At 65.3% G+C, this 12,440-nt stretch carries 17 protein-coding genes; 8 read left to right on the top strand and 9 right to left on the bottom strand.

All coding sequences use genetic code 11. The annotated features are described in order from the left end of the window. Positions 1-2: 2 nt before the first annotated feature. From ychF to EMQ25_RS03105, 4 genes are read left to right on the top strand one after another with little or no spacing between them, the layout of a single operon-like run. Entirely contained in the window at positions 3-1,100 is a 1,098-nt protein-coding gene (ychF, locus tag EMQ25_RS03120; RefSeq protein ID WP_127187081.1) for a redox-regulated ATPase YchF, read from the top strand. 3 nt (positions 1,101-1,103) lie between these two features. Continuing rightward, the gene (locus EMQ25_RS03115) at positions 1,104-1,640 is read left to right on the top strand and encodes a MaoC family dehydratase (RefSeq protein ID WP_127187080.1); all 537 of its coding nucleotides are present in this window, start codon (positions 1,104-1,106) and stop codon (positions 1,638-1,640) included. Next, the gene (locus EMQ25_RS03110; RefSeq protein ID WP_127187079.1) at positions 1,637-2,188 is read left to right on the top strand and encodes a MaoC/PaaZ C-terminal domain-containing protein; all 552 of its coding nucleotides are present in this window, start codon (positions 1,637-1,639) and stop codon (positions 2,186-2,188) included. Before EMQ25_RS03115 ends, EMQ25_RS03110 begins: the two co-directional genes overlap by 4 nt. A gap of 16 nt (positions 2,189-2,204) precedes the next feature. Then, positions 2,205-2,558, top strand: a complete 354-nt coding sequence (locus EMQ25_RS03105; RefSeq protein WP_127187078.1) for a hypothetical protein — start codon at positions 2,205-2,207, stop codon at positions 2,556-2,558. Positions 2,559-2,580: 22 nt separating this feature from the next. Here the strand turns inward: EMQ25_RS03105 and EMQ25_RS03100 are convergent, their stop codons facing one another. The 5 genes from EMQ25_RS03100 to petA all read right to left on the bottom strand — a co-directional run bounded on the left by EMQ25_RS03100 (position 2,581) and on the right by petA (position 6,274). Beyond that, positions 2,581-3,114, bottom strand: coding sequence for an adenine phosphoribosyltransferase (locus tag EMQ25_RS03100; protein WP_127187077.1), 534 nt, complete (start codon positions 3,112-3,114; stop codon positions 2,581-2,583). A gap of 100 nt (positions 3,115-3,214) precedes the next feature. Continuing rightward, a complete protein-coding gene (locus tag EMQ25_RS03095) occupies positions 3,215-3,412 on the bottom strand; it encodes a hypothetical protein (RefSeq protein ID WP_127187076.1) in 198 nt (65 codons plus the stop codon). A gap of 164 nt (positions 3,413-3,576) precedes the next feature. Continuing rightward, positions 3,577-4,446 carry a cytochrome c1 gene (locus EMQ25_RS03090; RefSeq protein ID WP_127187075.1) on the bottom strand — a complete coding sequence of 290 codons (870 nt, stop codon included), beginning with the start codon at positions 4,444-4,446 and terminating at the stop codon, positions 3,577-3,579. A 20-nt stretch (positions 4,447-4,466) separates the two neighbouring features. Next, the gene (locus EMQ25_RS03085; RefSeq protein ID WP_127187074.1) at positions 4,467-5,717 is read right to left on the bottom strand and encodes a cytochrome b; all 1,251 of its coding nucleotides are present in this window, start codon (positions 5,715-5,717) and stop codon (positions 4,467-4,469) included. A 14-nt stretch (positions 5,718-5,731) separates the two neighbouring features. Further along, positions 5,732-6,274, bottom strand: coding sequence for a ubiquinol-cytochrome c reductase iron-sulfur subunit (gene petA / locus EMQ25_RS03080; protein WP_127187073.1), 543 nt, complete (start codon positions 6,272-6,274; stop codon positions 5,732-5,734). A 249-nt stretch (positions 6,275-6,523) separates the two neighbouring features. Here petA and EMQ25_RS03075 point away from each other — a divergent pair, with 249 nt between their 5' ends. The 3 genes from EMQ25_RS03075 (at position 6,524) to EMQ25_RS03065 (ending at position 8,188) form a co-directional block, all read left to right on the top strand. After that, positions 6,524-6,994 (top strand): tRNA (cytidine(34)-2'-O)-methyltransferase, encoded by a 471-nt coding sequence (locus tag EMQ25_RS03075; RefSeq protein ID WP_127187072.1) that lies wholly within the window; start codon positions 6,524-6,526, stop codon positions 6,992-6,994. Next, positions 6,991-7,878, top strand: coding sequence for an oxygen-dependent coproporphyrinogen oxidase (hemF, locus tag EMQ25_RS03070; protein ID WP_127187071.1), 888 nt, complete (start codon positions 6,991-6,993; stop codon positions 7,876-7,878). Before EMQ25_RS03075 ends, hemF begins: the two co-directional genes overlap by 4 nt. 121 nt (positions 7,879-7,999) lie before the next feature. After that, positions 8,000-8,188: a DUF1059 domain-containing protein gene (locus EMQ25_RS03065; protein WP_127187070.1), complete on the top strand. Its 189-nt coding sequence runs from the start codon at positions 8,000-8,002 to the stop codon at positions 8,186-8,188. A 54-nt stretch (positions 8,189-8,242) separates the two neighbouring features. Here the strand turns inward: EMQ25_RS03065 and EMQ25_RS03060 are convergent, their stop codons facing one another. From EMQ25_RS03060 to EMQ25_RS03050, 3 genes are read right to left on the bottom strand one after another with little or no spacing between them, the layout of a single operon-like run. After that, entirely contained in the window at positions 8,243-9,445 is a 1,203-nt protein-coding gene (locus tag EMQ25_RS03060; RefSeq protein ID WP_127187069.1) for a CCA tRNA nucleotidyltransferase, read from the bottom strand. After that, positions 9,442-10,071, bottom strand: coding sequence for a CoA pyrophosphatase (locus EMQ25_RS03055; RefSeq protein ID WP_204569837.1), 630 nt, complete (start codon positions 10,069-10,071; stop codon positions 9,442-9,444). Before EMQ25_RS03055 ends, EMQ25_RS03060 begins: the two co-directional genes overlap by 4 nt. Before the next feature lie 4 nt (positions 10,072-10,075). Beyond that, positions 10,076-10,639, bottom strand: coding sequence for a GNAT family N-acetyltransferase (locus EMQ25_RS03050; protein ID WP_127187068.1), 564 nt, complete (start codon positions 10,637-10,639; stop codon positions 10,076-10,078). A gap of 283 nt (positions 10,640-10,922) precedes the next feature. Between EMQ25_RS03050 and EMQ25_RS03045 the strand changes: the two genes are divergently transcribed. Further along, entirely contained in the window at positions 10,923-11,879 is a 957-nt protein-coding gene (locus EMQ25_RS03045; RefSeq protein ID WP_127187067.1) for a glutathione S-transferase family protein, read from the top strand. A gap of 33 nt (positions 11,880-11,912) precedes the next feature. On the opposite strand, the gene EMQ25_RS03040 is transcribed toward EMQ25_RS03045, so the two are convergent. Continuing rightward, on the bottom strand, positions 11,913-12,389 hold the full coding sequence (locus tag EMQ25_RS03040; protein WP_244606447.1) for an NUDIX domain-containing protein: 477 nt from the start codon (positions 12,387-12,389) through the stop codon (positions 11,913-11,915). Positions 12,390-12,440: the final 51 nt, after the last annotated feature.

Raw genomic sequence — 12,440 nt, 5'->3', positions numbered from 1 at the left:
CCATGGGTTTCAAATGCGGCATCGTCGGCCTGCCCAATGTCGGCAAGTCGACCCTGTTCAACGCCCTCACCCGCACTGCCGCCGCCCAGGCCGCCAATTTCCCCTTCTGCACCATCGAGCCGAACGTGGGTGAGGTCTCGGTGCCCGATGCGCGCCTCGACACGCTCGCCAGGGTCGCCAAATCCGCCTCCGTCATCCCCGCCCGCATGAGCTTTGTGGACATTGCCGGGCTCGTCAAAGGCGCAAGCCAGGGCGAAGGCCTCGGCAATCAGTTCCTCGCCAATATCCGCGAGTGCGACGCGGTCATCTACGTGCTGCGGTGCTTTGAGGATCCCAACATCATCCACGTCTCGGGCCGGGTCGATCCGCTCGCCGATGCCGAGATCGTCGAGACCGAGCTGATGCTCGCCGATCTCGAAAGCCTCGAAAAGCGTGTGTCGGGCCTCGAGAAGAAGGCCAAGCAGAACGACAAGGACGCCAAGGTCGCCCTCGATCTCATCGCGCGCAGCCTCGCCGTCCTTCGCGACGGCCGCCCCGCCCGTCACGTCGAGCGGTCCGAGGAGGAGGAGAAGCCCTTCCGCGAACTGCAGCTCCTCACCGCCAAGCCCGTGCTCTATGTCTGCAATGTCGACGAAGGCTCCGCGGCCGACGGCAATGCGATGACCGAGAAGGTCCGGGCCTATGCCGAGGCCAATGGCGCGGGCGCCGTCGTCATCTCTGCCGAGATCGAGAGCCAGCTCGCCCAGCTCTCGGACGAGGAGCAGGCCGAGTTCCTCTCCTCGATCGGGCTCGAGGAACCCGGCCTCAACAAGCTCATCCGCGCCGGCTACGCGCTGCTCGGGCTTCAGACCTATTTCACCGCCGGACCCAAGGAAGCCCGCGCCTGGACGATCACTTCCGGCACCCGCGCCCCGCAGGCAGCAGGCGTCATCCATTCCGATTTCGAGCGCGGTTTCATTCGCGCCCAGACCATCGCCTATGACGATTACGTCGCGCTCGGCGGCGAGGTCCCGGCCAAGGAGGCCGGAAAGGCCCGCGACGAAGGCAAGGACTATGTCGTGCGCGACGGCGACGTCATGCTGTTCAAGTTCAACACCTGAGCCATGAACCCCGTCACCGCAGGCCGGCGCCATTTCGAGGATCTTGCCGAGGGCGAGGTGATCACGCTCGGCGAGACGGCTGTCAGCCGTGAGATGATCATCGCCTTCGCGCGCGAATTCGATCCCCTGCCCTTCCACCTCGACGAGAAGGCCGCGAAGGCCTCCCTCCTCGGCGGGCTCGCCGCCAGCGGCTGGCAGACGGGCGCGCTCACCCTGCGCATGCTGGTGGATACCTTCCTCGGCCAGATCGCCGCCATGGGCGGGCTCGGCTTCACCGACCTCAAATGGCGCCGCCCCGTCATGGTGGGCGACACCATCGGCGGCACCGCGACGATCACCGGGCTCCGCCGCTCGGCGAGCCATCCGGACTGGGGCATCATGACCCTCGCCATCGCCGTATCCAACCAGAAGGGCGAACCGGTGATGACCATGACGCTCTCGAGCATGGTCGCGACCCGCCCGTCCGGCGATGGCGAGCCCCGCCCCACCCCGCAGCAGCCCTATGATCTCCCCTCGGGCCATATGGGGGCGCCCCGATGACCCGCTGGTTCGAGGACATCGTCATCGACGAGCCGCACGATCTGGGCACCCACACCTTCACCGAAGCCGAGATCCTCGCCTTCGCAAAAGCCTACGATCCGCAATATCTGCACGCCGATCCCGAGCTCGCCCGCCATGGCCCCTTTGGCGGCCTCGTCGCCTCCGGCTGGCACACCGTCAGCATCGGGCACCGCAAGATGGTCGACGCGCTCTTTGCAGAGGAGGAGCGCCTGCGCGCGGAGGGCCTCGAGCCCGGCGTCTCTGGCCCATCCCCCGGCGTCAACCGCATGGATTTCACGGCCCCCGTCCGCCCCGGCGACACCGTTCGCTACACCCTCACCGTCACCGACAAGCGCCCCTCGAATTCCATTCCGGGCTGGGGGCTGCTCTTCAACCGCCTCGATGCTGTCAATCAGGACGGGCTGCAGGTCTATCACGCCGAGCTCGTCGGCTTTTCAAAGCTGCGCGATTACCGGCCCGGCCTCGGCGAGCGGGCATATCTGGCGTTGACCCGCCTGCCGTTCGTGGGAAAGTTGCTGCGTCGCTAACCGATTCGGAAGTGCCATGCGCCGCACGAGCCTGCTGATCGCCCTCATCGCCCTCTCCGTCGCCCCCGGCCTGGCACACGCCCAGGAATACCGCGGCAATTGGGGCTGCCGGGCCAATGTCGATGGCGCGAAGGCCGGGCTCCTCAGCATCATCGCGGGCAATTACGCCTATGCCTCGGCAAATTTTGGCTCCACCGCCTCAGGCACCGGCACCGCCGAGCTCTATGCCGACGGCGTCATGTTCACGAGCGGCAATTTGCTTGCCAATGCCGGCATCGAGGCGGCGCGCCTCACCACCGACGCCAATGGCGGCCCGCTGCTCTCGCTGACCTCGCCCGATCGCGAAATCCTCACCTGCACGCCGCGCTGAACCGCGGGCACGCTCTCTCCGCTCAGTGCCCCTCGAAAGGGATTAACGCCTCGACGGCGACATCCATCGCGCGCAGCTTCTCGGCCCCGCCGAGATCGAAGAGGTCGATCACGAACCCCGCATGCGCCACCCTTGCGCCCGTCCGGCGCAACAGGCCCGCTGCCGCGACCGCCGTTCCGCCCGTCGCGATCAGATCGTCGATGAGCAGCACATTGTCGCCCGCCCCCAGCACGTCGGCATGGATCTCGATGGTGTCGACCCCATATTCGAGCGCATAGTTCTGCCCGATGGTCTCTCCGGGCAGCTTGCCCGATTTGCGCACCGGCACGAACCCCACCCCGAGCGCGATGGCGACGCCCGCCCCGAAGATGAAGCCCCGCGCCTCGATCCCCGCGACATGGGTGATCCCCGCGCCGCGATGGGTCTCGGCCAGCCGCTCGACCGCCTCCCGGAACCCCTCGGGATGCTCGATCAGCGTCGTGATGTCGCGAAAGAGGATTCCGGCTTTCGGATAGTCGGGAATGGAGCGCACGAGGGCCTTGAGATCAAGCGGCATGGGTCGGTCCGGTCGGTTGAAGATCCGGAGCGAATTGACCTCATGATGGGCCCACACGCAAGGGCCGAGCCGCTCGCGGATGCCGGTTTTGCCCGTCCCCTCAGTCGATCCGCTTGCGCGGAACGATGCGGCGCGCGACCACTCCGGCGGTGTAGGCCGCGCCGAGCGCCGCCTCGGTCACCATGGCTCGGGTGCGCGGATTGGTTGCCGCGGCCCGGATCCCGGCCCGCAGCACCGGGTTGCGCGCCACCGTCATGGCGAGCCCGATAGCGGTGAAGGCAACTCTGGCAACCGACATCGATATCCCTTTCCGATTCCCCGTTGGCCCCGCTTTGAGCACGCGGATCGGGCAGAAGTGTGCCCGCCTCCCGCCGCGCCTGCAAGAGGCCCCGGCCCTCGGAGCCTTCACGAATTGAAAAGGGGCCCCACAGGGCCCCTTCTCGCACTCTTCTGGTCCGGTCCTCAGGCCCGTGCGTCGCGCTCGACGTCGTCGGGCGAGGGATTGCGGTGCTTCACATTGGCCCAGAGCTTGTTCTTGACGAAGTAGAGCAGGCCCGCAAACAGGATGAGGAAGGTGATCACCCGGAAGCCGGCTTCCTTGCGTGCCACCAGATGGGGCTCGGCTGTCCACATCAGGAAGGCCGAGAGGTCCGTGGCATACTGGTCGAGCGTTTCCGGAACGCCCTCGCCCTCATAGGTGACGAGACCGTCCTGCAGCGGCGGCGCCATGGAGATCAGGTGCCCCGGGAAATAGTCGTTGTAGTACTGGCCCGGCTGCAGCTCGATGCCCTCGGGCGGCTCACGATAGCCCATCAGCAGCGCGTGGATATAGTCTGGGCCGCCTTCGGAATAGCCGGTGAAGTAGTTGAACGCCCAGTTGGGGAACGGCTCGTAGATGCCGCGTGCCTTGGCGATCACCGAGAAGTCGGGGGGATAGGCCCCGCCATTGGCGTCACGGGCTTCCTGCTCGTTGGCGAACGGGGTCGGGAAGCGGTCGGCAGGGACGCCGGGGCGCACGCCGCCTTCGGCTGCCGGATCGACGATCTGATACTCGGCCGCCAGCGCTCGCACCTGCGCCTCCGAGAAGCGGGGGCCACCCGGCTCGGAGAGGTTGCGGAAGGCGATCAGCCGCATGCCGTGGCAGCTCGCGCAAACTTCCCGATAGACCTGGAAGCCGCGCTGCAGCTGGTTCTCGTCATAGGTGCCGAACGGACCGGCGAAGGTCCAGCTCTGCTTGGGCACCAGCGGCCCGCCGGGCTCGGCGGCGGTGGCCGGAGCCACCAGCGCCATCGCGCCGACAAGAGCTGCCAGAATGGTTTTGAACTTGAACATTCCGTTTGCCTCGTCGTCGCTTAATGGGCCTTGCCGAGCACGCTCTCGGAGATGCTGGCCGGCAGGGGCCGGGGCGTCTCGATGCGCGACAGGAGCGGCAGGATGATCAGGAAGTAGGCGAAGTAGTAGGCCGTCGAGATCTTGGCGAGCAGCACGTAGATGCCCTCGGCCGGCTGCGCACCCAGATAGGTGAGCACGAGGAAGTTCACCACGAACAGCCAGTAGAAGATCTTGAACATCGGCCGGAACGTGCCCGAGCGCACCCGCGACCGGTCGAGCCAGGGCAGGAAGAACAGGATCACGAGTGAACCGGCCATGGCGATCACGCCACCGAGGCGGCTGTCGATGAACAGCACGTTGAAGTCGATGGCACGCAGGATCGTGTAGAAGGGCAGCAGGTACCATTCGGGCACGATGTGCGCCGGCGTGATCTGGGCATTGGCCTGGATGTAGTTGTCCGGGTGCCCGAGGATGTCCGGCGCAAAGAACACGAACCATGCGAAGGGGATGAAGAACACCACGATCGCGAACAGGTCCTTCATCGTGTAGTACGGATGGAAGGGCACCGTGTCGCGGCTGGACTTCACGTCCACCCCGATCGGGTTGTTGTTGCCCGGCACGTGCAGCGCCCAGATGTGCAGCACGACCACTGCGGCCACGACGAAGGGCAGCAGGTAGTGCAGCGAGAAGAAGCGGTTGAGCGTCGGGTTGTCCACCGCAAAGCCGCCACGCAGCAGCTGCAGCAGGGGCTCACCGGCAACCGGCACTGCCGAGAAGATGTTGGTGATCACCGTCGCACCCCAGAAGCTCATCTGGCCCCAGGGCAGCACGTAGCCCATGAAGGCGATGGCCATCACGAGGATGAAGATGATGACGCCGAGCATCCAGAGGATCTCGCGGGGCGCCTTGTAGGAGCCGAAATAAAGCCCGCGGAAGATGTGGATGTAGAGCGCAACGAAGAACATCGAGGCGCCCACCGCGTGGGTGGCCTGGATGATGCGCCCGCCATTGACGTCGCGGCGGATGTGCTCGACCGAGTCGAAGGCGAGATCGATATGCGGGGTGTAGTGCATCGCGAGCACGATGCCGGTGACAATCTGCACCACCAGCATGATCGCGAGGATCGCCCCGAAGGTCCACCAGTAGTTGAGGTTCTTCGGGGTGGGGAAGTCCATCAGGTGCTCTTTGGCGAACCTGACCAGCGGCAGCCGCTCATCCACCCATCTTTCGACGGGACCGGTGGGGCTGTAGTTGGATTCGTGCGATGACATCTGAGTTTGCCCCCTTAGCCGATCCGAACCATGGTGTCGGACAAGAATTCGTATTCCGGAACCACGAGATTGGTCGGCGCGGGGCCCTGGCGGATGCGCCCGGCGGTGTCGTAGTGCGACCCGTGGCAGGGGCAGAACCAGCCATCGTAATTGCCCGATTCCCCGACCGGCACGCAGCCCAGATGGGTGCAGTTGGCGATCATGATCAGCCACTGCTCATGGCCTTCCTTGACGCGCTGGTCGTCGCTCTCGGGGTCCTTGAGTTCGCTCAGGGGCACCGCGCGTGCCTCTTCGATCTCGGCGGCGGTACGGTGCCGCACGAAGACCGGCAGGCCGCGCCAGATGATGGTCACCGACGAACCCTCGGCGATCGAGGACACGTCGAAATCGACCTGCGCGAGCGCCAGCACCGAGGCGTCCGGGTTCATCTGGTTGATCAGCGGCCAGACGGCTCCGGCCACGCCCACTGCCCCGACGGCGCCCGTGGCGACGTAGAGGAAGTCGCGCCGCGACGCCTTGGGTGTATGGGTATTGGCAGTATCAGATTGCGTTGCCACTCTAGTATATCCCCGAACGATGAGTGATCGGCGTTTCGGCTCGCATCCGGCCGGGCCGAAAGGCAGCCATAGGCCAGCGCTCGCCCCAGGCGCCGCGCGATTTGGCGTTCTTTTTGCACTCTCCTTATGACTTGTCCAGCCTGCCAAAGGGTGACTTGCCTTATCTGCGACACTATACCCACTCCCTCGGGCGGCCCGCATGCGGTGCAAGGGGCGGCCCCCTCCTCCACCGGCTCTCCCGAGAAGACGATGCCCCTGGCTCTCGCCCTCTATCAGCCCGATATCGCCCAGAACACCGGCACCCTGCTGCGCCTTGGCGCGTGTATGGGGATCGAGGTGCACGTCATCCACCCGACCGGCTTTCCCTTCTCCCGCCAGGCCCTCCGGCGCAGCGGGCTCGACTATCTCGACCACGTCGCACTCGTCGAGCATGTGAGCTTCGCCCGGTTCTCGGATTGGTGCGAGGCCGAAGGGCGCCGACTCGTCCTTCTCACCACGCGGGCAGAGACGTCCGCCTATGCCTTTTCCTATGCGCCCGCCGATGTCCTCATGGTGGGCCGCGAAAGCGCCGGCGTGCCCGATGATGTCGCGGCCCGCGCCGATGCCCGCATCCGCATCCCGATGCGGTCCGACTTGCGCTCGATCAATGTTGCCCTCGCCGCAGCGATGGTAGTGGGCGAAGCCGGACGCCAGACCGATTTGTTTCAAGGATTGTCATGACCCTCCCCCAGGATATCGAAGACAAGAAAGCCAGTGCCGCCACATGGTTCAGGGCGCTGCGCGACACCATCTGCGCACGCCTCGAAGAGCTCGAGGATGCCGTCGCGGGCCCCCATGCCGATCGCGAGCCCGGCCGCTTCGTGCGCGAACCCTGGAGCCGCACCGATCACACCGGCGCGCCGGGCGGCGGGGGCGAAATGTCCATGCTCCACGGACGCGTCTTCGAAAAGGCGGGCGTCCACATCTCGACCGTCCACGGCCAGTTCTCGCCCGAATTCGCCCGCCAGATGCCGGGCACGGAGGAAGGCGCGAGCTTCTGGGCTTCGGGCATCTCGCTCATCGTGCACCCCTGGAACCCCAACGTGCCGGCGGTGCACATGAACACCCGCATGGTCGTCACCGGCAGGCAATGGTTCGGCGGCGGGGCCGACCTCACCCCCGTGCTCGAGCGGCGCCGCACCCAGGACGATCCCGACACCATCGCCTTCCACGAGGCGATGGAGGCCGCCTGCACGGGCCATGCCGGGGTCAGCTACGAGAAGTACAAGGCCTGGTGCGACGAGTACTTCTACCTCCCCCACCGCAAGGAGCCGCGCGGCATTGGCGGCATTTTCTACGATCACCACAATTCGGGCGACTGGGATGCCGACTTCGCCTTCACCCAGTCGGTCGGGCGGAGCTTCGCCGATATCTATCCCCGCCTCGTGCGCGCCAATTTCGAATCGCCATGGACCGAGGCGGACCGGCACGAGCAGCTCGTCCGGCGCGGCCGCTATGTCGAGTTCAACCTGCTCTATGATCGGGGCACCATGTTCGGGCTGAAGACCGGCGGCAACGTCAATTCGATTCTCTCCTCCATGCCGCCCGAGGTCAGGTGGGAATAGTCGCCCCTGCCCCACTGGCCTGCCTTCATGTCTCCTCGTCCCGCGGGCGGAACGATCCGGCCCGCCGGGGCTTGATCCAGTGTGCCGGGTCATTCGGCACACCAACGCATAGGAGGTTTCCATGAAGCAGTTCGAATGCGGGTCGCTCGTGCCCGGCTGCAGCTGGCACACCGAAGCGGAAGAGAGTGCCGAGGTCGTCAAGCGCGCCGCCGAACATTTGCGCGTCGCCCATGGCGAGACCGTGATTCGCCCCGAGATGGTCGAGCGGATCAAGGAACGCACGCACGAGGCCGGGGATAACCGGCACTGACCGGCCGGAAGAAACGGGCTGTGCCGCCGGCCAGCGTGCCGGCGGTGCAAGTTTTCAAATTTCGTGTAATTTCACTGCAAATTTGATGAGCGTTTCGCGCTCAAGCGTGAAGCCGCTCTCTATCCATTTCTGCTCGAGTTTTCGCAGGATCCGCCCCATTTCAGGGCCCGGCGACACGCCGATCCGGACCATATCGCCCCCCGATACCGGAAATCTCGGGACGGAAATCCCTTTTCTCTCAAAGACTTGCTGGTTTATTGCGCCCGCATCCGCGCCCGGGCGCAGGCAGAGCAGCCGCACCGCATCACCGATCGCCTGCGGAAACCGATACCGCGCCTCATCGACCGCGCCGCGAGCCAGAAGATCAATGGTTTCAAGAACTTGACCTGCTTCGAGCAGCTCCGCATTGGAGAGCCGCCACGCTCGCCGCAGCCCCCCTTCCCCCATCGCATCGAGGAAAATCGCCAGCCGCCCCGCCAGTGTTGGAGCCGGGTTACCCTCCTCGTAAGCCTCTGCGCACGCTAGCCTTTCTGCCCCGAGAGCGATGATGCCGATGCTCTCCATCAGCCGCAGAACCCACCCGATCCGCGGCAGCGTCAGGAGCCGCTTCATCTCCGCGCCAACGCGTTCGGCCGAAAGCCCCCCGAGCGTCCCCGCCGCCCGCGCCACGGCAGAAAACCCTTCGTTTTCAACGCCGAAGGGCGTCCCATACCCCGCCGCGAACCTGAAGAAGCGATAGACTCGGAGCCTATCCTCCGCGATCCGCCGGTCCGCATCCCCTACGAACCGCACCCGCCCCGCCGCCAGATCCTCGAGCCCCCCGAGCGGATCGTAGAGCCGTCCCGCCGCGTCGGCATAAAGCGCGTTCATCGTGAAATCCCGCCGCTCGGCATCCCGCACCCAATCGGTCCCGAACCGCACGACCGCATGCCGCCCATCGGTCTCGACATCCTCGCGGAGCGTCGTGACTTCTGCGAGGAAGTTCCCCGACTTCAGTGTCACCGTCCCATGTGCAATTCCTGTCGGAAATGCAGCAATTCCAGCAGCTTCTGCGCGCCCCACGACCTCGTCGGGCAGGAGTTCGGTCGCCAGATCGACGTCCGGCTGCGTCCGCGCCCGTCCGATCAGCGTGTCCCGAACCACCCCGCCCACCGCCCGCGTGCGGCCCTCTTCTCCATCGAGCAAGGTGAAGACCGCCCGCGCCTCCGGCGCAGTCAGCCAGGAAGCCCCTGCAAGTCGGGGGTCGGGCTCCCTCACGGCACGAGCTCCGCAGCAAGCGCCAGATCACGGAAGCGCCGGGTGAGATTGGCCGTGATCCCCCAGATCCTGTGGCCGTCATGGTCGATCTGATAGCTCGTCCGCTCCTGCCCGCCACGCATGATACGAAAGGTGCCATAGGTCTCGAGCCGCGCCAGCCGCGCCAGCGGAACCTCGAAAACGTCGCTCACCTCCCGCGGATTGGGCACGAAGGGCGCTGATGGCTCCACGAGCGCAACGACGGGCGTGATCAGATAATTCGTCCCGGTGAAATAATGTGGCAGAAAGCCCAGAATCCGGGCTTCTTCCGGCGCGAGCGCCACCTCCTCATGGGCCTCGCGCAAGGCGGCCGCCGCGGCGTCCTCGTCCTCTGGGTCGATCTTCCCGCCCGGAAACGCCACCTGCCCCGAATGCGCCCTCAGCGTGCTCGACCGCTCGGTATAGAGCACGGTGAATCCGGCTTCGCGCCTGACGAGCCCGATCAGCACGGCAGCCTCGACCGGGGGGCGGTCGAAGGCACTATCCGGCATCCAGTCGGGCATGAGCGCGGTATCGGGCCCGATCATCTCGGGCCTGCTCAGCAGGCGGCGCGAGAGCCGCGTGATACCGGAGTCGTCGAGACGCACCCGTTCAGCTCCGTGATCCGGCCCCGAAGGCGGCGATGGGCCCCTCGAGCCTGTCCACCAGGCTCGGATCGTCAGAGTGCAGAAGAACGCGCGTAGGATCAACGGGCCCGGGGAAAATCACCCGCCCCTCGGGCACACGGACGAAGCCCAGAGGCCCGTAGTAATCGAAATCACCGACGAGCAGCACGAAGCGACCATCGCCCCGGCTCATGGCCAGCCGCACAACCTCGCGCGCAAGCAGCTTGCCTGCGCCGCGCTTGCGGAAATTGGGATGGGTTGCGAGTGGCCCGAGCAGATAGCCGTCGACGCCGCCGACGCTGATCGGCGTCATCCAGACCGAACCGCAGGGCACGCCGTTGACTTCGGCGATGAGGCTCAGCCCCGGATCGATCGGGAACCGTTCACGGACGCGGAATGCCGTACGCGCAAAGCGTCCGGGACCAAAGGCAATCGCCTGCAGATCGTCAACGAACGCATCGTCATCGCTGGTCGCGAGGCGAACGGTGGGCAAGCCGAGCGGCGGGAGCGCAGCGGCTGCATTCGCCGCCTGAAGGGAGGGGGTAAGCATCGGGAGATCCTGAACATGGCGCAGTGACAAACGTCCGGCGGCCCGAAAGGGTGCCGGAAAAAGAGGACCTGCTAGGGTCGTCGGCTCGTCATGGAAACCTTGTTCATCCTGGGCGCCTCCACGCCTTTTTTCGCAATAGCATCGGCGTCCCGACTCGTCCAAGGGAAAATCATCGGCAACACTCTGTTTTCGAGACCGCCACAAAGCCCCGGTTGGATTTGCCATCCCACCCCTTAAATAGGGCTGCATAACGACAAGTCAGAGCAGCATAAAAGGACAGGCAGTGGGACAGTTGATCGACGGGAAATGGTCCGACCAGTGGTATGATACCGAAAAGACCGGCGGCCGTTTCAAGCGCAGCGTTTCGGGATTTCGCAACTGGGTGACCCCCGATGGCGCCCCCGGCCCCTCGGGCGAAGGGGGCTTCGAGGCCGAGGCTGGGCGCTACCATCTCTATGTGTCCCTCGCCTGCCCATGGGCACACAGGACGCTCATCTTCCGTAAGCTCAAGGGCCTCGAAAAGTTCATCGATGTGTCCATCGTCGATGCCAAGATGCCCGACGAGACGGGCTGGACCTTTACCGGCGAGAGCTCGACGGGCGACGCCGTCAACGGCAAAGACTATCTCTGGCAGGTCTATACCGAGGCCGATCCCGATTATACCGGCCGGGTCACCGTCCCGGTCCTCTGGGACAAGAAGCGCAAGACCATCGTCTCGAACGAAAGCGCCGAGATCATCCGCATGTTCAACTCGGCCTTTGATGGCCTGACCGGCAATGAGGATGATTACTACCCAGAACCGCTGAGGGCCCGCATCGACGAGATCAACGCTCGGGTCTATGACGACATCAACAACGGCGTCTACAAGGCTGGTTTTGCGACGAGCCAGGAGGCCTATGACGAGGCCGTCACTGCGCTCTTCGATGCGCTCGACTGGGTGGAAGGCCTGCTCGGCGAGACGCCCTATCTCACCGGCGACACCATCACCGAGGCGGACTGGCGGCTCTTCACGACGCTGGTGCGGTTCGACGCCGTCTATGTCGGGCATTTCAAGTGCAATCGCCGTCGGATCGCCGATTACGAGCACATTTCGCACTATCTGAAGGCGCTTTACGAAGTGCCTGGGGTCAAGGAAACGGTCGATCTCGACCATATCCGCACCCATTACTACTGGAGCCACACCACCATCAATCCTCATCGGATCATTCCGATCGGGCCCGAACTGCCCTTCCTCGACTGATCTTCAGGCGTCCCGGCACAGCGCCGGGGCGCCTCAATACCCCCAGACGTCGCGTCTTGGCGCCCCGTCGAACACCTCGTCGATCCGCTGCGACGTCGCTGGCGTCAGCCCCTCGGGCAGGGCGCGCCGGTCGAACCATCCGAACTGTGCGATTTCTGCGTTAGCCTTGAACGGGAAGGCCTCCTCGAAGTCTCGGCAGACGAAGAAGGCCACGTGGTCGCGATTGGTGATCGCGCTGGTGTTGTGATAGAGCCCGAAGAGATCGAGCGTACCGGTCGGGCGATGCCCCGTTTCTTCGAGCACTTCGCGACGCGCGCTCTCTTCCACGGTTTCGCCGGGCTCGACTCCGCCCCCTGGGAACTGCCAACCCGGAATGTAGGTGTGGCGAATGAGGTAGATGCGCTCGCCATCCACCAGCATGACGCGCGTGCCCAGCGTCATGCGCCGCTTGATGCCGATGGCGGTGAGGAAGGCCTTGGTGCGCAAGCGTTGCCAGCGGGTCATCTGCATGGGTGGAGTCTCCTTGGGCCCATACGCTAGCACGACGCTGCGGCACGGGGA

Source organism: Arsenicitalea aurantiaca, from assembly GCF_003994485.1.
GTDB classification, from domain to species: Bacteria; Pseudomonadota; Alphaproteobacteria; order Rhizobiales; family Devosiaceae; genus Arsenicitalea; species Arsenicitalea aurantiaca.
Note: the sequence above shows the minus strand (reverse complement) of the source record. Positions and strands in the feature narration are given on the sequence as shown.